This is a genomic window from Methyloligella solikamskensis (genome assembly GCF_042676065.1).
GTDB classification, from domain to species: domain Bacteria; phylum Pseudomonadota; class Alphaproteobacteria; order Rhizobiales; family Methyloligellaceae; genus Methyloligella; species Methyloligella solikamskensis.
The window spans coordinates 2,363,751-2,383,485 of sequence record NZ_JBHTJO010000001.1 but is presented as its reverse complement, the minus strand read 5'-3'; the positions used below and the strand labels follow the sequence as shown (position 1 = coordinate 2,383,485).

General features: G+C 64.2%; 16 protein-coding genes and 1 other RNA gene. 11 read left to right on the top strand and 6 right to left on the bottom strand.

All coding sequences use genetic code 11. From position 1 onward, the window contains the following. Positions 1-146 precede the first annotated feature (146 nt). The 3 genes from ACFQ2F_RS11510 (at position 147) to ACFQ2F_RS11500 (ending at position 5,616) form a co-directional block, all read left to right on the top strand. Complete coding sequence (locus ACFQ2F_RS11510; RefSeq protein WP_379089976.1) at positions 147-527, top strand: hypothetical protein; 381 nt, start codon at positions 147-149, stop codon at positions 525-527. Positions 528-620: 93 nt separating this feature from the next. Beyond that, positions 621-1,301 carry a PAQR family membrane homeostasis protein TrhA gene (gene trhA, locus ACFQ2F_RS11505; protein ID WP_379089974.1) on the top strand — a complete coding sequence of 227 codons (681 nt, stop codon included), beginning with the start codon at positions 621-623 and terminating at the stop codon, positions 1,299-1,301. 238 nt (positions 1,302-1,539) lie between these two features. Beyond that, on the top strand, positions 1,540-5,616 hold the full coding sequence (locus tag ACFQ2F_RS11500; RefSeq protein ID WP_379089972.1) for an AsmA family protein: 4,077 nt from the start codon (positions 1,540-1,542) through the stop codon (positions 5,614-5,616). 48 nt (positions 5,617-5,664) lie between these two features. On the opposite strand, the gene ACFQ2F_RS11495 is transcribed toward ACFQ2F_RS11500, so the two are convergent. Together ACFQ2F_RS11495 and fumC are read right to left on the bottom strand one after the other, a co-directional pair. Beyond that, entirely contained in the window at positions 5,665-5,874 is a 210-nt protein-coding gene (locus ACFQ2F_RS11495) for a ribbon-helix-helix domain-containing protein (protein ID WP_379089970.1), read from the bottom strand. Between the two features lie 31 nt (positions 5,875-5,905). Continuing rightward, positions 5,906-7,321, bottom strand: coding sequence for a class II fumarate hydratase (gene fumC, locus ACFQ2F_RS11490; protein WP_379090692.1), 1,416 nt, complete (start codon positions 7,319-7,321; stop codon positions 5,906-5,908). 215 nt (positions 7,322-7,536) lie between these two features. On the opposite strand from fumC, the gene ACFQ2F_RS11485 reads away from it, so the two are divergent. After that, a complete protein-coding gene (locus ACFQ2F_RS11485; RefSeq protein WP_379089969.1) occupies positions 7,537-9,477 on the top strand; it encodes a sensor histidine kinase in 1,941 nt (646 codons plus the stop codon). Positions 9,478-9,536: 59 nt separating this feature from the next. On the opposite strand, the gene ACFQ2F_RS11480 is transcribed toward ACFQ2F_RS11485, so the two are convergent. The 3 genes from ACFQ2F_RS11480 to ACFQ2F_RS11470 form a co-directional block, all read right to left on the bottom strand. Continuing rightward, complete coding sequence (locus tag ACFQ2F_RS11480) at positions 9,537-10,079, bottom strand: SspB family protein (RefSeq protein WP_379089968.1); 543 nt, start codon at positions 10,077-10,079, stop codon at positions 9,537-9,539. Positions 10,080-10,151: 72 nt separating this feature from the next. After that, positions 10,152-10,521: a transfer-messenger RNA gene (gene ssrA, locus ACFQ2F_RS11475) on the bottom strand. A gap of 18 nt (positions 10,522-10,539) precedes the next feature. Further along, entirely contained in the window at positions 10,540-10,821 is a 282-nt protein-coding gene (locus tag ACFQ2F_RS11470) for a PepSY domain-containing protein (RefSeq protein ID WP_379089966.1), read from the bottom strand. Positions 10,822-10,989: 168 nt separating this feature from the next. Here ACFQ2F_RS11470 and ACFQ2F_RS11465 point away from each other — a divergent pair, with 168 nt between their 5' ends. From ACFQ2F_RS11465 to miaA, 7 genes are all read left to right on the top strand, one after another. Continuing rightward, positions 10,990-11,784: a thymidylate synthase gene (locus ACFQ2F_RS11465; protein ID WP_379089964.1), complete on the top strand. Its 795-nt coding sequence runs from the start codon at positions 10,990-10,992 to the stop codon at positions 11,782-11,784. 31 nt (positions 11,785-11,815) lie between these two features. Then, positions 11,816-12,361 carry a dihydrofolate reductase gene (locus tag ACFQ2F_RS11460; RefSeq protein ID WP_379089962.1) on the top strand — a complete coding sequence of 182 codons (546 nt, stop codon included), beginning with the start codon at positions 11,816-11,818 and terminating at the stop codon, positions 12,359-12,361. 212 nt (positions 12,362-12,573) lie between these two features. Beyond that, on the top strand, positions 12,574-13,701 hold the full coding sequence (gene hflK / locus ACFQ2F_RS11455) for an FtsH protease activity modulator HflK (protein WP_379089960.1): 1,128 nt from the start codon (positions 12,574-12,576) through the stop codon (positions 13,699-13,701). Continuing rightward, entirely contained in the window at positions 13,701-14,849 is a 1,149-nt protein-coding gene (hflC, locus tag ACFQ2F_RS11450; protein ID WP_379089958.1) for a protease modulator HflC, read from the top strand. The genes hflK and hflC overlap by 1 nt, the downstream gene beginning before the upstream one ends. Before the next feature lie 6 nt (positions 14,850-14,855). Continuing rightward, positions 14,856-15,041, top strand: coding sequence for a DUF2065 domain-containing protein (locus ACFQ2F_RS11445; RefSeq protein ID WP_379089956.1), 186 nt, complete (start codon positions 14,856-14,858; stop codon positions 15,039-15,041). A 127-nt stretch (positions 15,042-15,168) separates the two neighbouring features. After that, positions 15,169-16,638: a Do family serine endopeptidase gene (locus tag ACFQ2F_RS11440; RefSeq protein ID WP_379089954.1), complete on the top strand. Its 1,470-nt coding sequence runs from the start codon at positions 15,169-15,171 to the stop codon at positions 16,636-16,638. Between the two features lie 89 nt (positions 16,639-16,727). Next, entirely contained in the window at positions 16,728-17,690 is a 963-nt protein-coding gene (miaA, locus tag ACFQ2F_RS11435) for a tRNA (adenosine(37)-N6)-dimethylallyltransferase MiaA (protein WP_379089952.1), read from the top strand. Here miaA and ACFQ2F_RS11430 read toward each other — a convergent pair. Beyond that, positions 17,680-19,605 carry a potassium transporter Kup gene (locus tag ACFQ2F_RS11430; protein ID WP_379089950.1) on the bottom strand — a complete coding sequence of 642 codons (1,926 nt, stop codon included), beginning with the start codon at positions 19,603-19,605 and terminating at the stop codon, positions 17,680-17,682. The two genes, miaA and ACFQ2F_RS11430, sit on opposite strands and share 11 nt — an antisense overlap. Between the last annotated feature and the right edge of the window lie 130 nt (positions 19,606-19,735).

The window sequence follows — 19,735 nt, the reverse complement described above, 5'->3', positions numbered from 1 at the left end:
GGGCGCCGTATCCCGAAAGTTGTTGGTGATTGTGGCCCGCATGCACTGGTTTTGCGCACTTTATTTCGTAAATTCGGCGCGCGGGCATTTCCGCTCGCATTTGCCGAACATTCGAATTTGCGGATTGAGATTGGGAGAAGAGGGATATGCGCGGGCTGTTGAAATCGATTTTCGTTCTTTGCGGATTGGCCGCTTTCGGCCTGGCGAGCGCCACGCCGGCATCGGCCGGGTGCGAGCTCATCAAGGCCACCAACAGCGCGGAGTCGCCCCAGGCCGCCGCACGGGCCTCTCAGGCAAGCGCTGCCGAGGTCGCCAAGCAGGTCCAGCGCAAGCGCGGCTGGGGCTATGTCAGCATGCGTGCCAGGAAGGTCGAGCCCGATCCCTTCTGGAAAGCCGTTCGTCCGGTCGTTCCTAAGGAGATCCTCATCAAGCCGGATATCGTGACCCGGAAGACCTACACCCAGTGCTGGCCCGGCGTGGTGGTGCCCTATGTCTGCACCTCCGGTGCGGTCGCTTGCGGCAACTAGGCTGAGCGCGAGCCTCTAAGGCTCGGAAAAACCGGACAATCCGGCGCAGGCGAGTGCCTCACACTCGCCACAACCGTCCGTAATCTCGGCGTCATGGACATCCGTTCTCATATACGGACCATGATCGAGAGGGATCGAGAGGCGGTGCCCGAGTACACGCTGCGTGAGCGGATCGCCGATGGCTGCGTACATGTCATCGGCGTCGCCGCGAGTCTGATCGGGCTGCTGACCCTGCTGGTCATCGGGGTGAAGTCGAACACCACGCTCTGGGTCGTGAGCCTGGCGATCTACGGCCTGGCGCTCGTCGCCTGCTTCACCTGCTCTGCCTGTTACAACATGACCGTGCGGCCGAAGGTGAAGGCGATCTTTCACCGCCTCGATCACGCGGCGATCTTTCTCCTGATCGCCGGCACCTACACGCCCTTCGCCCTGATGAAGATGGATGCCTCCACCGGCCACACGCTGCTGGCCGTGGTCTGGGCCATCGCGGCGGTCGGCGTCGTCATCAAGCTCGCCGCGCCCCGATACCTGCAGGGCGTCTCGACCGTTCTCTACCTTGTGCAAGGCTGGGCGGTGGTCGCGGCCTGGGCGCCGCTCACGGACGCCGTTTCCACCCGCGTCGCGGTTTTGATCGCCGTGGGCGGGGTGCTCTACACCATCGGCGTGATCTTCCACCTGTCGCGCCTGCCGTATCAGAATGCGATCTGGCACGGCTTCGTGCTGTGCGCGGCCAGCCTCCATTACGCTGCCGTGGTTGACGCGGTTGGAAGCTGAACGGCCTCAAGCCACGGTCTTCGCAAGGTGAGGGCAGGGCATTTGCCCGAAAAATGCGCCGATCCCCTGTGGAATATGCGCGAGTGCGCGAGGCTCCATGGGTTAGACTGTGAGAATCACACTCAATTTCGCCATCTGCGGAGACTGATGGTATTCCAGCGGCAGACGAAGCTGGATAGATAGGTCCGACACCGAGTTGACAACGAGACGGCGCCAACGCCCCTAAGGTCGAACTTACGTGAATTCTTTTCTGCTCTCACTGACGGTATTGCTGATCGTCGCCTTGAGCGCGCTCTTCGCGGTTCCGTACTTCGTCGACTTCAACGATTACCGCGACGTTTTCGAGGCGCAGGCGACCAAGGTCATGGGCCGCGACGTGACCGTGCGCGGCCCCGTCGCGCTGCGCCTTCTGCCCGTGCCGGAGCTGCGCTTCGAACAGGTGACGGTCGCGGCCGCCGATGGCGGCACCACGCTGCCCTTCATGGAGGCGGAGACCCTTCAGGCTTCACTCAATATCGGTGCGCTGCTGCAAGGCACCGTGGAAACCCAGCAGGTCACCATCGTCGATCCGGTCCTGCGCCTTGCCGTCAACGCCGACGGCACCGGGGCCTGGAGCGATGTCGGGCTGAGCGAGGCGGCCCTGCCATTCGCGCCCAAGCAAGTGGCCTTTGATTCGGTCACCGTCACCGGGGGCCGGATCGAGGTCTACAGGCAGGGCGAGCAGGTCGCCGCCATCAACGATATCGACGGCGAAGCCACCGCCGGCAGTCTCTCGGGCCCCTATAAGGTCGCCGCTACCTATCTGATCGATGACGATCGCCAGGAGATCCATTTCTCGACCGGCAATGCCGACGAGAACGGCGAGGTTCGCCTGAAGGCGCGCATTACCGAAGCGAATTCGGGTACCACGCTCCTCCTCGACGGCCAGGCGGGCGGCTTGCGCGAAACGCCATACTTCGACGGCGACGTAACCGCGCGGCTCCTGCCATACCGTGCCCCGCCGCCTTCGGAGACCGCCGTCTTCGACGGCGTGCCTGTCGCCACCCGTCAGGATGGCGAGGAGACGCCGCCGCCACCGCCCACGGATTCAACCTCGCTGGTGGAGCTGAAGGGCGAGCTGGATGCCCGTCCGGCGCGGGTCGCGCTCTCGCCTTTCGAGATGACCATCCATAGCCGCGGCCGCTCCCAGATGCTGAAGGGCAAGTTCGCGGTCGATTTCGGTGAGATCGACACGGCCTCCGGCGAGGTGACCGCGCGCTGGGTCGACGTGGATGCACTGCTCTCAGATCCCAAGGCGAAAGTTCAGCCCGATCCGGCCACGCGGCTTCAGCGTCTGGCCGATCTCGCCCTGCAGCAGACCTCCCATTTCGATGCGGCCAAGGTCGACATCAAGGTCGATCAGGCGAGCCTCGGCGGCGATCTCGTCACGGAGATCGATCTGAGCCTCGCCTCCCAAGGCGGCACGCTTGCGATCGAGTCACTCGAGGCCCGTCTGCCGGGCGATACCGAGTTCTCAGCCTCCGGCACCATCGAGGAGCGCGACCTTCAGCCAGTCTTCGCAGGCGAGCTCAGCCTTAAGGGCAAGCGCCTTGCGACGCTCACCCGCTGGGCTGCGGGCGACCGGGATCTGGCAGGCCAGACCACGACCGGGAATTTCTCGCTGAAGGCCGATGCGGAGCTGTCGCCGGAGAGCATCGCCTTGAGCGATATCAACGGCTCGATCAGCGGCACCGAATTCGGCGGCGTCCTCCGGTACAGGGCCGGCGACGAACCAGAGCTCGATCTGGCGCTGGAGAGCGAGCGTCTCGACCTGCGCGAGGTAATGGGCGAGGGCGGTATCGCACGCCTTTGGTCGGGCAAGCCTGAGCAAAGTTCCGAAGGCGAGGGCAAGCCTGAGGAGGCCGAGACAGGGCTGTGGTCAGCCTTCAACGGCCTCCAGGATGCGACCGTCCATATCGCTCTCAACGTCGACGAGCTGATGCTGCCGGAGCTGCCGGCGGGCGCCATCGATGCCCGGCTCGATTATGCCGACGACCGGCTGAACATTCGCAGCCTCCAATTCGAAAGCCCCGGCGCCCTCATGGTGACCGGCGACGGCGAGCTCACCTCCTTGAGCGAGAACCCCGAAGGCCGCATCGCGCTCTCTGTGAAAGGCGATCAGCCGGAGAGCCTGCAGGCCCTTGCCGATACTCTTGGTCTGGGCGACCGGACATTTGCAGGCCTCGCCCCGGTGGATCTGCAGCTCGTGCTGCAGGCGGAGAGTGAAGGCGAAAGCTCCGTCGGCCGCCTGGATGCCACCGGCACGGTGAAGGGCGCGGGCGTCGATCTGCACGGCTCTGCCAAGGGCGATCTTTCCGAGCTTTCCAAGGCGACGGTGGATTTGGAAGGCGAGATCGCGGACGTCACCTCCGAAACGCTGATCTCGCTGGCCGCACCCGATCTCAGCGCCGATGAGCTGAAGTCCCGCCTGGGCGACAATGCCGACGCCAAGAACACTCTGGTGCTCGCCGTGAAGGGCGTGCCGGAGAAGGAGCTCGACCTCAGCCTCAAGTTGACCGGGCCGCTCCAGGCGAGCTTTGCGGGCGAGGGCGCCTATGCCGACGAGACCCTCACCCTGCAAGGCCAGCTCGGCGCCCGCACCGACGATGCCGCCATGGTGCTGGCGCTTGCCGGCGTCGCGGTCCCGCCCAGCGCACGGGACCTCGCCGTCGATCTAAGGGGCAAGCTCACCAAGAAGCCCGGCGAGATCCATCTCTATCCGCTCAACGGTAAGATCGGGGATGAGCGCGTCGAGCTCGGCGCTCATATCCTCACCGACAAAGAGCCCGCGGCGGAGATCTATCTCGACGCCACCGCAGACACGGTCTCGCTGCCCGCGATGCTCGGCCCCCTGATCGCCTGGGAGCGCACCGCCTCCACGGAAGAGCTGCTGGGCACGGTCACCCAAGGCAAGGCCGATATCTGGCCCGCCCGCGGCTTCTCGCTCGGACCGCTGGAATGGGCCAAGACCCAGCTCCACGTGAAAGCGAAGACTATGTATCTGGGCGATGCCTTCCCCCTGAAGGAGGCTCAGTTCAAGGCCCAGTCGAACGCCGGCAAGCTCGATATCAAGGTGCTGAAGGGCAAGCTGTTCGACGGTCTGTTCACGGCAGCCGGCGAGCTGGCCCCGCGGGGCGAAGGCGCTCATCTCGACGTCCATGCCGAGCTTGCCGCGGCCAAGATGAGCCAAACCTCAAGAGCGCTTCTGGGGAAGGTCCAGGCCAAGAGCGAGTACGGCTTCAATATCCATGTGACCGGCGATGGCCTGAGCCCGCCCGGCTTGATCGCAGGCCTGAGCGGCAAGGGCCGGCTCGCCTTACGGCCCGGCGAGATCCACGGGCTGAACGCCGACGCCTATGCCCAGATGCTGGGGCAAGCCGTGCGGACCGATCAGAACCGGGTGAACGAAAAGGAGGTCGTGGCCTTAGCCGAGACCCTTCAGAAGGAGATCACGAAGGGCATCTATCACTTCGACGCCACGGTCATGGACTTCTCGGTGCAGAACGGCACGGTCCGCCTGAAGAAGGGACGCCTCGCCAACGACCAGGCCATCACCGACGTGTCCGGACTGATCGCCTTGCCGAGCCTGCGCCTCGACAGCGAATGGACCATGTCGCTTCGTAGGCCGCCGGTGGAGGATGCGCCGCCGCTGACCCTGGTGCTCGCAGGGCCGCTGGAGCAGATCGAGGAAATCACGCCACGCATCGATACCGATGCGCTCGTCGGCCATTTCACCGTCCGCCGCATGGAAGAGGATGTGGAGCGGCTGGAGAATCTGGACGTCACGGGGCAGGGGCCGCCCGAGCCGGAAGCTCCGCCGCCGGCAAAGCCGCAGACCTCCATCGAGACGCCGGTGCCGGACAGCGCCCCGCCGGCTCAGCCCCCCGAGACGACCGAAGCCGAGACCACGACCCCGGAGGTCAGCCCGCCTCAGGTCAGTCAGCCTGAGATGGACGTCCAAGAGGGGGAAGACACAGTCGAGCCGGCCCCGGAGACCGCGACTGCGCCTCCGGAGGAAGACGCGCCTCCGGTGCAAAATGAAGAGAGCGCCGGCACGAGACGTCCGCCGGCAAGCATCGAGGATCTCCTGGAACTCGACCGATCGTCCACCTCGGCGGTCGAGCCGCCCCTCACCGACGCTGAGGAAGAGACCACAGAGGCGATCGTCGAACCCAGCCGCCGCCCGCCGCCGCCAGCCCCGCGGCGCTCCCGCCGCCCGGAGCCCGCGCCCGACGATTGGAAGCGCGGCATTCCCCTTTTCGGATACACGCCCTAAGGCATGATCCCGAAAAGTGGGAACCGGTTTTCGGAAAAAATCCTGCTTTTAGGTGCCGCGCGCCCGGACCAGCACGAAGGCCCGGATTGCCGCGGACAGGCTCTTCTGCCCGCGGGTCTCGTCGATCCGCTCCACTAGCTTGGCGACGGACGTGCCGTCTTCGCCGGCGATCTCGGCAAGCGCCTCCCAGAACTCGCCCTCAACGGAGACCGAGGTCCTGTGGCCTTTGATGGTGATGGACCGTTTGCTTGAGGTCATTCGGTCAGCTTGGCCACCGCGCCGGGACCGATCAGGCCTTCGGCCCGATCATCTCCTCCGGCAGAACGATCCGGTCGAACTCGTCCTCATCCACATAGCCGAGCCGGGCCGCTTCCTCCTTCAGGGTCGTCCCGTTCTTATGGGCCGCCTTGGCGATCTCGCTCGCCTTGTCGTAGCCGATATGGGGCGCCAGCGCCGTGACCAGCATCAACGACCGGCCCATATGCTCCGCGATCCGCTCCTCATTGGGCTTGATGCCCACGATGCAGTTGTCGACGAAGCTGATCGCCACGTCGCCCAGCAGACGAATCGACTGGAGCATGGTGTAGGCCATCACGGGTTTGAACACGTTGAGCTCGAAATGCCCCTGGCTGCCGGCGATGGTCATGGTGGTCTGGTTGCCCATCACCTTGGTGGTGACCATGGTCACTGCCTCGCACTGGGTCGGGTTCACCTTGCCCGGCATGATGGAGGAGCCGGGCTCGTTCTCCGGCAGCATCAGCTCGCCGAGACCGGAGCGGGGGCCGGAGCCGAGAAGGCGGATGTCGTTGGCGACCTTGAACATGGCCGTCGCCACGGTGTTCAGCGCGCCGTGGGTCGCCACATAGGCGTCGTTGCCGGCCAGGGCGGCGAACTTGTTGGGCGCGGTGATGAAGGGAAGGCGGGTCAGCTCGGCGATCTTCTCGGCAAATTTCTCGGAGAAGTCGGGATGGGAGTTCAGCCCCGTTCCGACCGCCGTGCCGCCCTGGGCAAGCTCATAGAGCCCGTAGAGCGACTGCTTCATCCCATTGATGCCCTGGTCGATTTGCGCCGCATAGCCGCCGAATTCCTGACCTAGTGTCAGGGGCGTTGCATCCTGCATATGGGTGCGGCCGATCTTGATGATGTTCTGGAATTCCTCGGCCTTCACCTTCAGTGCTTCGTACAGATGCGCCAGCGCGGGATCCAGCCGGTAGGCGATCTCCTCGGCGGCTGCGATATGCATCGCCGTCGGAAACGTGTCGTTGGACGATTGGCCTAGATTGACGTGATCGTTGGGATGTATGGGGGATTTAGTCCCGAGCGTTCCTCCCAACATTTCGCTCGCACGGTTCGCGATCACCTCATTGGCGTTCATGTTGGACTGGGTTCCCGATCCGGTCTGCCAGACCACGAGAGGGAAATGGGAGTTGAGCTTGCCTTCGATCACCTCATCGGCCGCCGCGGCGATGGCCTTCGCGCGCTTCTCGTCGAGCCGTCCGAGCTCCAGATTGGTCAGCGCGGCCGCCTTCTTCACCAGGCCCAGAGCCCGGATCATCGGCGCCGGCATGGTCTCCTCGCCGATCTTGAAATTCTGGCGCGAACGCTGGGTCTGGGCGCCCCAATACCGGTCCGCCGGCACCTCGATGCCGCCGAAGGCATCCGTCTCGGTGCGGGTCTCGGTGTTTGAAGGATTGCTCGCAGCCATGGTCACCTCGTTTTCTTTGTCTGTGTGCGCATTTTTCGCGCGCATTGGTCATTCTATTACGGCATCATCAAGTCGAAATGATGCTGTCATCGGCTACGCTATAGCATGGCCTGACAGAGGACACTGCCGCGCAGCTAGCGGCGGCTCGCTCAGTGGGCTGCTGCGCCGCTGGGGGATGTTCCCTGAGATGGGTCGCGGCAGCTGAGGATCGGCCCATGACCGACGTTCCGCATCATCTTCCCTTGCCCAAGCCCCGCCGCGAGCGGGTCGCCGTCGGGCTTGCGCGCGTCGCTGCCGTTCTGACCTTTGTCATCGGCGCCTACATTCTGGCGGCCTGGCGATTCGACCTGCCGGCGGAGCTGCCGGACTTTCTGGATCATCTGTCCAATATGCGTCCCGACGCGGCGCTCGGCGTCTTCCTGGGCGGATTGGCGCTGTTCTGCTTCAGCTGGAAGCGGACCCGGGTGGTCGCGTGGCTGCTCGCCGTGCCGGTCATCGCCATCTCGCTCCTGGCTTTGGGCCACGATCTGCTGGGCTTGCAATTGGGGCTCAACAAGGCGCTGACCAGCCCCGACGTACCGCGCGGCGATCTCGTCGACACGCAGGAATCCGTGCGCATGTCGCTCGGCATCGGGATCGCGCTTCTCCTGTTCGGGCTTGCGCTCGCGGCCGCCGGCCGGGACAGGGCGATGACCTTCCTGAGCCAGATCGTCAGCGTCGCGCTCCTCGTCCAGGTGCTGATCGTGCTGACGGGCTATGCCTACGGCATCACCTCGGCCTATTCGCCGTTCCCGTTCTCGGCCCTGTCCATCTATGGCGCCACCAGCGCCTTTCTGCTGGGCATCGGTTTGCTGCTGGCCACACCGGATCGCGGCATCGCCGCCGCCGTGCTGGAGCGCTCGCCGGCTGGCGAGATGCTCCGCCGCCTGCTGCCGGGCATCGTGGCGCTGCCCCTGATCACCGGGTTCTTCGCCCACCAGGCCGAGATCAACGGCATCTACGGAAGCGCTGCCAGCTACGCCATCTTCGCCGTTGCCAGCATCGTGCTGCTTGCCGCCTTCGTCTGGACGACCACCAAGGCCGTCCGGGATGCCGATAAGGACCGGGCTGATGCGCTTCATGAGCTGAGCCGTCAGCGCGAATGGCTGCAGATCACCCTCGACAGCATTTCCGACGGCGTCATCGCCACCGATGCCTACGGTCATGTGCTGCTGATCAACCGGGTCGCCGAAGACCTGACGGGCTGGCGCGCCGAAGAAGCGAATGGACGCCCGATCGCGGAGATCTTCCGGGTGGTGGACGAGGGCACCCGCGAGCCCTTGAGCGATGCCGCGACCCTTGCGCTGCACGACGGGGGCGTGACCCGGCTGAGCGACAAGGGCCTGCTCGTCACCAGCGCCGACGCCGAGCTTCCCATCGAGAACAGCGGCGCGCCGATCATCGGTGTGGACGGCACGCTCACCGGCGCCGTTCTGATCTTCCGGGACGTCACCGAGCCGCGCCGGGCCGCCGAGCGCCAGACCATGCTAGTAGGCGAATTGAACCACCGGGTGAAGAACGCGCTCGCCATCGTCCAGTCCCTGGTCCAGGCGAGCCTGCGCCATGCGGACAATCCGGGCGCCATGGCCATGGCCCAGACCTTGGGCGAACGGCTTCAGGCGCTCCATCGCGCCCACGATCTTCTGCTGGAATCTCAGTGGTCCGGCGCCAGCCTGAAGTCCATGGCCGAGCGGGAGCTTGCGCCGTACATACGGGAGGACGGCCCGACCATCGTCATCAAGGGACCGGATATTCTGCTGCCCGCAAGCGCCACTTCGATCCTCGCCATGACCCTGCATGAGCTCGCCACCAACGCGGTGAAATACGGCGCGCTCTCCCAGAACGACGGGCGGCTGGAAGTCGTCTGGCGCAAGAAGGGCAAGCGTCTGCGCTTCACCTGGCTGGAGAAGGGGAGCAACCCGCCCAAGAAGGGCGAGAACGGCTTCGGCATGCAGCTCATCGACAAGGGAATCCGCCACAATCTCGGCGGCGAGACCAAACTCGAGTTCCGCGACGAGGGGCTTTATGTGGAGCTCGACCTGCCCGTCGAGGACGAATCGGCGCCGAAAGCCTCGAGCCAGCGCCGCGTCCGTCAGCCGGAATCGGCCAGCGCGTAATCATGCGAAAGCGCACCGCGCGCGCAGCACGGTCCGAACGTCACATCGAAGTTGGAAAGCTACTTCTTGCGGAAGCGGTCGAGCTCGACCACCTCGCCGGTCTTCGCCGGCTGTCCCTCATCCTCGCCGTCGGCCTCGGCCGCGGTCTGATCTGACGCGCCGTGGCCCGGCTCCCCCTCATCGGCATCGGAGACGAGATCGGGCATGGCCGCGGCGAGATGCTGCCGTGCGGCGTCGTTGGCCGCGCCCGGCTGGGTGAATTGCAGGCCGAACTGAACGGAAGGATCGTAGAACGCCTTCACCGAGTCGAACGGCACGACAAGCCGCTCCGGCACATTGGAGAAGGAAAGCTTTACCTCGAAGCGGTCCTCGCCGACCACCAAATCCCAGAACTGATACTGCAGCACCACCGTCATCTCTTCCGGGTACTGTTCTTTCAGGCGATCGGAGATCTGGACACCCTCTGCCGTGGTGTCGAAGGCGATATAGAGGTGGTGCTCGCCGGGCAGCCCGTCGTCCCGCACCATCATGAGGACTTTGCGGATCACGCCCCGAAGAGCGTCCTGGATGAGAAGGTCGTAGCGGATCTCGTCCTGAGCCATCGCGCTTTGCCGCCCCGCTTCAAAATGGGGGGCAACGATCCCGGGTTTGGGATCAAAACCCCCGTCGGCAGAAGTGGAGGGCTTCTGTTGCCCGGTGCCCTCCGAAACCGCGCCTAACCCTGCGACAGGTTAGGACTTTAAAATGAGGCTATCGCGCTGCTTACGCAGCGAGAGCCGCCTCCGCATAGTTGTCGTTTGCAACTATTGAACGGCCCGATAACGGCGGAACCATGCCGGGCGAAAGCACAACCTTTACACCCTCGTCGATCCTAGTTCGCCCCCACAGAATGCCAGATGCGGATACCCGCCCGTCTGGGATTATGGTGGAGGCGCCGGGTACTGCCCCCGGGTCCGATAGGCTTATTACGAAGGCCATTTATCGCCATAGTCGGTCGAAACCGACACGTCATATATAGGCCCGTCGGCTTACGAAAAAAACCCCGCAAACGGGTAGAAGGCCCTAATCCCGCTCGATCTTCACAATTCCGCCGGACCTTGCGTCCAGCTCCAGCTCGATCTCCCGGTGACGCGCGTCCCAGCCTTCGATCTCCCAGATGCCGTCATCGAGCTCCATCTCACGGATTTCCACGATTCCGGTGTCGAAGGCGATCTCCCGCGCCGTGTAGGCGTCGATATAGCGTTGACGCTTGGCGTCCGCCGGGCTGCTGGCAAGCGCGGTAGCGCCCATCACGAGGGCGATGGCGGCAATGCCGAATTGCTTGAGTCTGGAAGTTTTACACATGAGAGACAGGTCTCCTGGAACTTCGCTGGAGTTGAGCTTCCCCCAAGCCTATATCGGGGGACGATGCCCGCCTAGAGGCTTGGCCTGGGGTCGATTGATGGTCTGGCCGATTGAAGCGGCAGTGTCATGAATGCGCGCTGAACGAAGCACCGGAAAGGGAAGGGCGGTTTGCGGCAATATCTCGATCTGCTGGCTCTGATCCGGAACACGGGCGCCGAAAAGAGTGACCGCACCGGCACGGGCACCTTGAGCGTGTTCGGCCATCAGATGCGCTTCGATCTCAGCGAGGGCTTTCCCCTCGTCACCACCAAGCGCGTGCATATGAAGTCGGTGATCCACGAGCTGCTGTGGTTCCTCGCCGGCGACACGAACATTGCCTATCTGAAGGAAAACGGCGTCAGGATATGGGACGAATGGGCCGACGAGAACGGCGAGCTCGGCCCCGTCTATGGCCGGCAATGGCGCTCCTGGCCGACTCCCGACGGCGGGTCCGTCGATCAGATCGCCGGGATCGTCGAAGGCCTGAAGCGCGATCCCGATTCCCGCCGCCACATCGTCAGCGCCTGGAATGTCGGCGAGCTGGACAAGATGGCGCTCGCGCCCTGCCACTGCCTGTTCCAGTTCTACGTCGCCGACGGCAAGCTCTCCTGCCAGCTCTATCAGCGCTCCGCGGACATCTTCCTGGGCGTCCCCTTCAACATCGCGTCATACGCACTGCTCACCTTGATGCTGGCCCAGGTGACGGGCCTTGAGCCCGGCGACTTCGTGCACAGCTTCGGCGACGCCCATCTTTATCTGAACCATCTGGAGCAGGCGGACGAGCAGCTTAAGCGGGAGCCGCGGCCGCTGCCCGAGATGCGCCTGAACCCGGACGTCACCTCGCTGTTCGACTTTGCCTACGACGATTTCGAGCTGGTCGGCTACGATCCCCACCCGGCGATCAAGGCCCCGGTGGCGGTGTGAGGCGGCCCGAGATCAACCCAAACGGACTTTCATGATCGATCACAGTTTCACAAGCGCTGAGCCTGCGCTTTCTCTCGTCGTCGCCGTGGGGGAAAACGGCGCCATCGGCCTGGACGGTGAGCTGCCCTGGCGCCTGTCCAGCGAGCTCAAGCATTTCCGCAAAGTCACCATGGGCAAGCCCATCATCATGGGCCGGCGCACGTACGATTCCCTCGGACGCTGTCTTGACGGGCGACTCAACATCGTCGTCACGAGGGACCGCAGCTTCGAGGTGCTTCCCGGCGGTGCCGTGGCTCACAGCCTGAAAGAAGCCCTCGACCTCGGCCGCGAAGAAGCCGCCCGCACCGGGGTCGACGAGATCGCCCTCATCGGCGGCGAGGCGCTGTTCAAGGAGAGCCTACCTTTCGCCGACCGTCTCTATTTCACGGAAGTCCACGCGTCGCCCGAGGCCGACACATGGTTTCCGGAGTGGGACAAGACCCTTTGGGAGGAGGTTTCCCGGGAGCGCTACGAGGCGGGGCCGAAGGACGATCACCCGTTCAGCATCGTGGTGTTGGAGCGCAAACGGGAAGTTTGAGCCGTCAAGGCTCCGGCGAGACGCGGCGCGATTAATCCAACCGGTCATATGACCGGATCGTAACCTTGCCCATCGTTGCGCCGGAGCAGGGACTATCCTATAACGCCGGACAACGAACGTCTTAAAAGGCTACCCTTTCCGGGCGGCCTCGAGCAGGCGGCTTGATCCGCCGGCCGGACGTCATTTCAACCACATCGGGATCGGACGCGATCATGCCTTGGAGCAATCAGAGCGGCGGCGGTTGGAAAAGCGGGGGCGGCCCTTGGGGTCAGCCGCCGAGCGGCGGCGGTGGCGGTGGAGACCGCGGCGGCCGTGGCGGGGGCGGTGGCCCTCAGCCGGACCTGGAAGAGATCTTGCGCCGCGGCCAGGACCGTCTGCGCCAGTCCTTGCCGGGTGGCGGAGGCAGCGGCTGGCTGATCGGCTTTTTGATCTTGGGTCTGACGCTCTTGGTTGTCGCCTGGTCGTCCGTCGTCGTCGTCGATACCGACGAGGTTGGCGTCGTGCTGCGCTTCGGAAAATACGAGCGCCAGTTGGAACCCGGACTCCATGTCCACCTGCCTTATCCGATCGAGCGCGTGCTCTTGCCCAAGGTGACCCGCAAGAACCGCCTTGAGATCGGCGGAGGAAGCACCGGCTCCCGCCCGCAGGAAAGCTTGATGCTCACCGGCGACGAGAACATCGTGGATATCGATTTCGTCGTTATTTGGAAAATCAGCAACGCACCCGATTATCTCTTCAACGTCCAGAACCCTGAGGGCACCGTCCGCGACGTGGCCGAAAGCGCCATGCGCGAGGTGGTCGGCCGCAGCAATATCGGCCGCATCCTGACGGAAGACCGGACCAAGACCGAGCGGGCCGTCCAAGAGCTGATGCAAGGGACGCTCGATCGCTACAAGACCGGTGTGAATATTGAGGAGGTCCAGCTTCAGAAGGTGGATCCGCCCTCCCAGGTCATCGATGCTTTCCGCGACGTTCAAGCGGCCAAGGCCGACCAGGAGCGTTTGCAGAACGAAGCCGAAGCGTACGCCAACAAAGTCATTCCTGAAGCGCGAGGCGAGGCGGAGCAGATCCTTCAGCAGGCGCAAGGCTACCGCGATCGTGCGATTGCCGAAGCACAAGGTGAAGCGGATCGTTTCTCCAAGATTTACGACGCCTACAAGACGGCGCCCGACGTGACCCGTAAGCGCATCTTCATCGAGACCATGCAGGAAGTGCTGACCAATCAGGACAAAGTGATTCTGGACGACAAGAGCGGACCGGGCGTCGTGCCGTATCTGCCGCTCTCGGAGATCAAGAAGCCCTCGACAGGCACCAACAGCACGTCCGGGGGAGGCCAATAATGCGTATCGCTTCCATCATTCTCCTGGTGCTGATCGGCCTCGGTGCGATCACCGCCTATCTCAGCCTGTTCACAGTCAGCCCGACGGAGCAGGCCCTGGTGCTAAGGTTTGGCGAACCCCAGCAGGTCATCAAGGAGCCGGGCTTACACGCCAAGGTCCCGTTCGTGGACAACGTGCTGTATTTCGACACGCGCGTACTTGAGGTCGACACAGCCCCTCAGGAAGTGATCGCCAGCGGCCAGAAGCGGCTCGTTGTGGACGCGTTCGCCCGCTATCGCATCACGAACCCGCTGTTGTTCTACCAAGGTGTCAGGGATGAGCAGAACGCGCGTGGTCAGTTCGCCACAATCCTCGAATCGACGCTGCGCGGTGTGCTTGGCGGCTCGTCCTTCGAAGCCATCGTCCGAGACCGTCGCGATGAGCTCATGAAGATCATCGCCGAGCAGATGAACGAGAAGGCAAAAACCTACGGCGTCGACTTCCTCAATGTCCGCATTAAGCGGGTCGATCTGCCGGAAGCGAACAGCGACGCCATCTTCCGCCGCATGAACACCGAGCGCCAGCGTGAAGCAGCGGAGTTCCGCGCCGAAGGTGAGGGCGCCTCGCGGCGCATCCGGGCCACAGCGGACCGCAAGGTCACGGTTCTTAAGGCCGATGCCCAGGGCGAGGCCGAACGGATCCGCGGTGACGGCGATGCCAAGCGCAACCGCATCTTTGCCGAAGCCTTCGGACAGGACCCGGATTTCTTCGCTTTCTATCGGTCCATGCAGGCCTATCGCGGCGCGCTGGCCAATAGCGACACCCGTTTCGTCCTGAGCCCGAGTTCTCAGTTCTTCCAGTACTTCAGCGATGCAACCGGCGGTCCCGACACCCCGGGCAGCACTGCCATGGACAAGCAGGGGCTCGCTCCCAATGCGAGCTTCGCGCCCAAGGATACCAGCCAGGCCTCACCGAGCGGCGAGGTGGCTCCGACCGGCGAATCCGAGGACGGAGCGGACGCTGGCGACACCGAAGCCTCCGAGATCGAGGACGACTCCGCCGATGTTCAGGTGCCCAGCGCCGACACGGTGGAAGAGCAGCAAAGTTCCGACGCCGCCAAGGATGACACGTCGTCCGATGCGGAGCCGGAACTGGAAGCGGCGCAATAGCGGGACATGCAGGATCTCGCCAGCGCCATCGGCCTCGTTCTTGTGATTGAAGGCGTGCTCTGGGCACTCTCGCCACGGCTTGGCCGCGCTATGCTGGAAAAGACGGCCGATGCCCCCGAATCGAATCTGCGCCTTGTAGGCGTCCTGGCCGCCACCATCGGTTTTGTCGTCGTTTGGTTCGCCAGGGGCTGATTCGGCGGCCGTTTTGCGCCTCCCCAATTTTCGTGATTGAGGAGGTTGCCGCCACATGGCAGCTTAATCTGCCAGCCGGGAAAGCGCATTCCCATCTGGCTAAGAGATTGAAACGGCGGCCTTCCCCATGCAGCTCCCTTCGCGAATTCGTCTGTTCAGCCTGAAAGCCGGCGCGATCGCCACGCTTGCGTTCGCCCTTCTTGTCCTGCCCCAGGCGGGATCGGCCCGCGGACCGGAATCCGTGGCCGACATCTCCGAAGGTCTCCAGGAGACCGTGGTCAATATCTCGACCACCCAGACCGTGAAGGGCATCCAGGAGCAGGCACCTCAAGCGACGCCGAGCCCGGAAGGCTCTCCGTTCGAGGAGTTCTTCGACGACTTTTTCGATACGCCGGATGGCGAAGGCATGCCGCGGCGGGTCAGCTCGCTCGGCTCCGGTTTCGTCTACGATTCCTCCGGCCTGATCGTCACCAACAACCACGTGATCGAAGGCGCTGACGAGATCGTCGTGAACTTCACCGACGGCCGGAAGCTGAAGGTCACCGAGATCCTCGGCCACGATCCCAAGACCGATCTGGCGCTTCTGAAGGTCGAGCCCGAAAAGCCCTTGAAGGCGGTGACGTTCGGCGATTCCGCCAAGATGCGGGTCGGCGACTGGGTGATGGCCATCGGCAACCCGTTTGGCCTCGGCGGCACGCTAACCCTGGGCATCATTTCCGCCACCAAGCGGGACATCAACGCCGGGCCCTACGACGACTTCATCCAGACTGACGCTGCCATCAACCGGGGCAATTCCGGCGGTCCGCTCTTCAACATGGAAGGCGAGGTCATCGGCGTGAACACCGCCATCATCTCGCCCACCGGCGGCTCCATCGGCATCGGCTTCGCCGTGCCGTCCAACAGCGCCCTGACCATCATCGAGCAGCTCAAGGAATACGGCGAGACGCGCCGGGGATGGCTCGGCGTCCATGTCCAGCGCGTCACTGAAGAGATCGCCGAAAGCCTCGGCATGGAGGATTCGACCGGCGCGCTGGTCGCCAAGGTCATGCCGGGCAGCCCGGCAGAGGTCGCCGGCATCAAGAGCGGCGACGTAATCCTGAAATTCGACGGCGAAGACGTCGACACCATGCGCAGCCTACCGCGCCTGGTCGCCGCCACGACCATCGGCAAGACGGTCACGCTCTCCCTGCTGCGCAAGCGCGAGCCGATGGAGATTGAGGTCACCGTCGGACGGCTGCCAGAAAGCGAAGAGGTCGAAGATCTCAGCGAGCCGACCGAAGAGACCGTCGAGCCGGAGCGGGAACGCGTGCTGGGGCTCGCCATCGCGCCTCTCACCTCACAACTGCGCGATGAATACGGCATCGACAACGCTATCGACGGCGTCATCATCCTCGAAGTCGAGCCCGGCAGCCAGGCGGAAGAGAAGGACGTGAAGGTCGGCGATGTGATCGTCGAGGTGACCCAGGAGACGGTGAACAGCCCTCAAGAGGTTCTCTCCCGCGTCGACGCCGTGAAGAAGTCCGGCCGGAAATCCGTCCTACTGCTGATCTCCGACGGCCATGGCGAGCTTTCCTTCGTTGCGCTGCCCCTGAGCTAGATAAAGCGCAACCGATCACCGTCCTTTTCCTCGACCGCCGAAGGCGGCAAACTCCGCAGCGCTCGTGAATAGGATGGGTGGAGGCCGCGTTGGCGGAGGAGACAGGGCAGGGGGTACCCGACATTGCGGCGGTCCTCATCGCAGGGCCGACGGCGAGCGGTAAATCCGCCGCCGCCCTGGAGCTTGCCTCGCGTTTCGGCGGCGTCATCGTCAACGCCGACTCCATGCAGGTTTACGACGAGCTGCGCATCCTCACCGCCCGGCCCAATCTCGATGAGGAGCGGCTGGTCCTCCACAGGCTCTACGGTACCGTCTCGGCCGCCGAGCGCTATTCCGTCGGCCGTTGGTTGGCGGATGTCGAGGCGGTCCTGGAAGAAGAGAAAGCGCTGAGGCGCCTGCCGATCTTAACGGGCGGCACGGGACTCTATTTCAAAGCGCTCGCCGAAGGTCTTGCGGCCACGCCCGAGATCCCGGCCGAAATCCGTGAGCGGTGGCGGTCCCGCGCCGAAACCCTCACCCCGGCCGAGCTCCATGAAGAGCTTTGCGAACGCGATCCCGCAATGGCGGAGCGCCTCCCGGAAACCGACCCTCAAAGGATCGTCCGCGCCCTGGAGGTCTTCGAGGCGACCGGTGTCTCCTTAGCCGATTGGCAGGCGGAAGAGGCGACGCCACTCCTGCCGCCGGAGCAGACCTTGCGCATGGTCGTGGCGCCCGACCGTGCCGAGCTTTACGCCAAGATCGACCGACGCTTCGACGCAATGCTGCAGCGTGGCGCCCTGGACGAGATCCGTGTGCTTGCCGAGCTCAACCTTTCACCCGAGCTCCCGGCCATGCGCGCCCACGGAGTACCGGAGCTGCTGGATGCCTTGGAAGGGAAGATTTCCCGCGAAGAGGCCATAGAGACGTCCAAGACCATGAGCCGCCGTTATGCCAAGCGCCAGCTCACCTGGGCGCGCCGCTTCATGGCCGATTGGCATTGGGTGGAAAGTGCTGCGGAAGCGGTGGAATTCGCCAGCGCGCGTCTCGGCCGCAGCGAGGCCGCTACACCGTGACCTGTGTCCCGATCTCCACCACCCGGTCCGTGGGCAGCTGGAAGTAGTTGCTGGCGTCGTCAGCGGTGCGGGCGAGGAAGATGAACAGCTTATCCTGCCAGATCGGCATGCCGGAGCGCTGGTCGGGCTTGAGCGTTCGCCGCGACAGGAAGAACGACGTCGACATGATGTCGAAGGTCCAGCCCAGCTTTCGCGCAATGGCGAGCGCCCGGGGGATATTCGGCGTCTCCATGAAGCCGAAATGCAGGATCACCCGCATGAAGTTCTCGCCGATCTCGCTGATCTCCACCCGGTCCTGAAGCGACACCCGCGGCACGTCCTCGGTGACGATGCTGAGGATGACGTTGTTCTCGTGCAGCACCTTGTAGTGCTTGAGGCTGTGGAGCAGGGCAGTCGGTGCGCTGCCCGGCGTCGCGGTGAGGAACACGGCAGTCCCCGGCACCCGGTGCGGACAGCTCTTCTGAAGCTGCTCGATCAGATCCTCCACCGGCATCTCCATGCGCTGGGTCTTCTCGGTGAGGATCCGCGCCCCCTTCCGCCATGTGAGCATGATCGCCACCAGCGCGCCGCCGATCAGGAGCGGCACCCAGCCGCCGTCGGGCACCTTCAGGAAGTTCGCGCTGATGAAGGCGAAATCGATCAGCATGAACGGCACCATCATCAGCGCCGACGTCCAGACCGACCATTTCCAGACCCGCCAGATCACGATGAAGGCCATCAGCCCGTCCACGAACATGGTGCCGGAGACGGCGAGACCGTAGGCGTGGGCGAGGCCTTCGGAGGAGCGGAACAGCAGCACCAGGAACAGCACGCCCGTGAGCAGCAGGGCCCGCATCCGGGGAATGTAGATCTGCCCGGCTTGCGTCTCCGAGGTCCGCAGGATCTGGAAGCGGGGCAGGAGGCCGAGTTGCACAGCCTGCCGAGTCAGAGAGAACGCGCCGGTGATGACGGCCTGGGAGGCAATCACTGTGGCGAGCGTCGCGAGGATGATGACCGGGTAGAGGCCCCAGGAGGGCACCAGCTTGTAGAACGGGGCGTCGAGTGCGCTCGGGTCGGAGAGCACCAGGGCGCCCTGGCCGAAATAGTTCAGCACCAGCGCCGGCAGCACGAAGAACAGCCACGCGGTCTGGATCGGCTTGCGCCCGAAATGGCCGAGATCGGCGTAGAGCGCCTCGGCGCCCGTCACTGCCAGGAAGACCGCGCCCAGGGTCAGCAGCGCCACCAGCCCATGGTCGATGAAGAACACGACCGCCCAGTAGGGGTTGAGCGCGGCGATGACGGACGGATCGTCGGCGATATGCCAGATGCCGAGCCCCGCCAGCACCGTGAACCACACCATCATGATCGGGCCGAAATAGGCCGCCACCAGCGCGGTGCCCCGCGATTGCACGGCAAACAGGCCGAATAGGATCAGGATGGTGAGCGGAACCACATAGGTCTCAAGCTGCGGCGAGACGACCTCCAGGCCTTCCACCGCCGAGATCACCGAGATTGCCGGCGTGATGAGCGCATCGCCATAGAACAGGGCGGCCGCGATCATGCCGAGAATCGTCACCGTGGTGCGCGCGGCCGGGTTCTTCAGGGTGCGCTGGGCCAGCGCCATGAGAGACAGGGTGCCGCCTTCGCCCTTGTTGTCGGCGCGCAGCAGGATCAGCACGTATTTGATGGTGACGACGAGGATCAGCGCCCAGAGGATCAGCGACAGCACGCCCAGCACGTTGTCCCGCGCCAGGATCGTCTCGTCGCCGGCCGCCACAAGCGCGACCTTGAACGCATAGAGCGGGCTCGTGCCGATGTCGCCATAGACGACACCCATGGAGCCAAGGGCCAGCGTCCAGAAGGTCTTCGGGCTATGCCCCTCAGCCTCTGCGTGGCCGCCGTTGTTTGCAGGAGAATCGGTGGAAGCCTGCGTCATGCGTAATCGAATGAATGGAGAAGGTGTCGTCTGTTGCCTGGTGGGGTCGCGCAGCGTTGCCCGTTGCGCCCCGAATAATCGACGGATTCCCCGTTTATGCCCATGCGAGGGGCTTGTCTAGCGTCGCCGG

What these genes read in the sequence shown, in the direction of transcription:
- ACFQ2F_RS11430 (WP_379089950.1), bottom strand. Translation starts at nt 19,605, where the DNA reads ATGACGCAGGCTTCCACCGATTCTCCTGCAAACAACGGCGGCCACGCA.
- ACFQ2F_RS11440 (WP_379089954.1), top strand. Translation starts at nt 15,169, where the DNA reads ATGCAGCTCCCTTCGCGAATTCGTCTGTTCAGCCTGAAAGCCGGCGCG.
- hflC (WP_379089958.1), top strand. Translation starts at nt 13,701, where the DNA reads ATGCGTATCGCTTCCATCATTCTCCTGGTGCTGATCGGCCTCGGTGCG.
- hflK (WP_379089960.1), top strand. Translation starts at nt 12,574, where the DNA reads ATGCCTTGGAGCAATCAGAGCGGCGGCGGTTGGAAAAGCGGGGGCGGC.
- ACFQ2F_RS11485 (WP_379089969.1), top strand. Translation starts at nt 7,537, where the DNA reads ATGACCGACGTTCCGCATCATCTTCCCTTGCCCAAGCCCCGCCGCGAG.
- ACFQ2F_RS11460 (WP_379089962.1), top strand. Translation starts at nt 11,816, where the DNA reads ATGATCGATCACAGTTTCACAAGCGCTGAGCCTGCGCTTTCTCTCGTC.
- ACFQ2F_RS11445 (WP_379089956.1), top strand. Translation starts at nt 14,856, where the DNA reads ATGCAGGATCTCGCCAGCGCCATCGGCCTCGTTCTTGTGATTGAAGGC.
- ACFQ2F_RS11480 (WP_379089968.1), bottom strand. Translation starts at nt 10,079, where the DNA reads ATGGCTCAGGACGAGATCCGCTACGACCTTCTCATCCAGGACGCTCTT.
- trhA (WP_379089974.1), top strand. Translation starts at nt 621, where the DNA reads ATGGACATCCGTTCTCATATACGGACCATGATCGAGAGGGATCGAGAG.
- ACFQ2F_RS11510 (WP_379089976.1), top strand. Translation starts at nt 147, where the DNA reads ATGCGCGGGCTGTTGAAATCGATTTTCGTTCTTTGCGGATTGGCCGCT.
- fumC (WP_379090692.1), bottom strand. Translation starts at nt 7,321, where the DNA reads ATGGCTGCGAGCAATCCTTCAAACACCGAGACCCGCACCGAGACGGAT.
- ACFQ2F_RS11470 (WP_379089966.1), bottom strand. Translation starts at nt 10,821, where the DNA reads ATGTGTAAAACTTCCAGACTCAAGCAATTCGGCATTGCCGCCATCGCC.
- ACFQ2F_RS11495 (WP_379089970.1), bottom strand. Translation starts at nt 5,874, where the DNA reads ATGACCTCAAGCAAACGGTCCATCACCATCAAAGGCCACAGGACCTCG.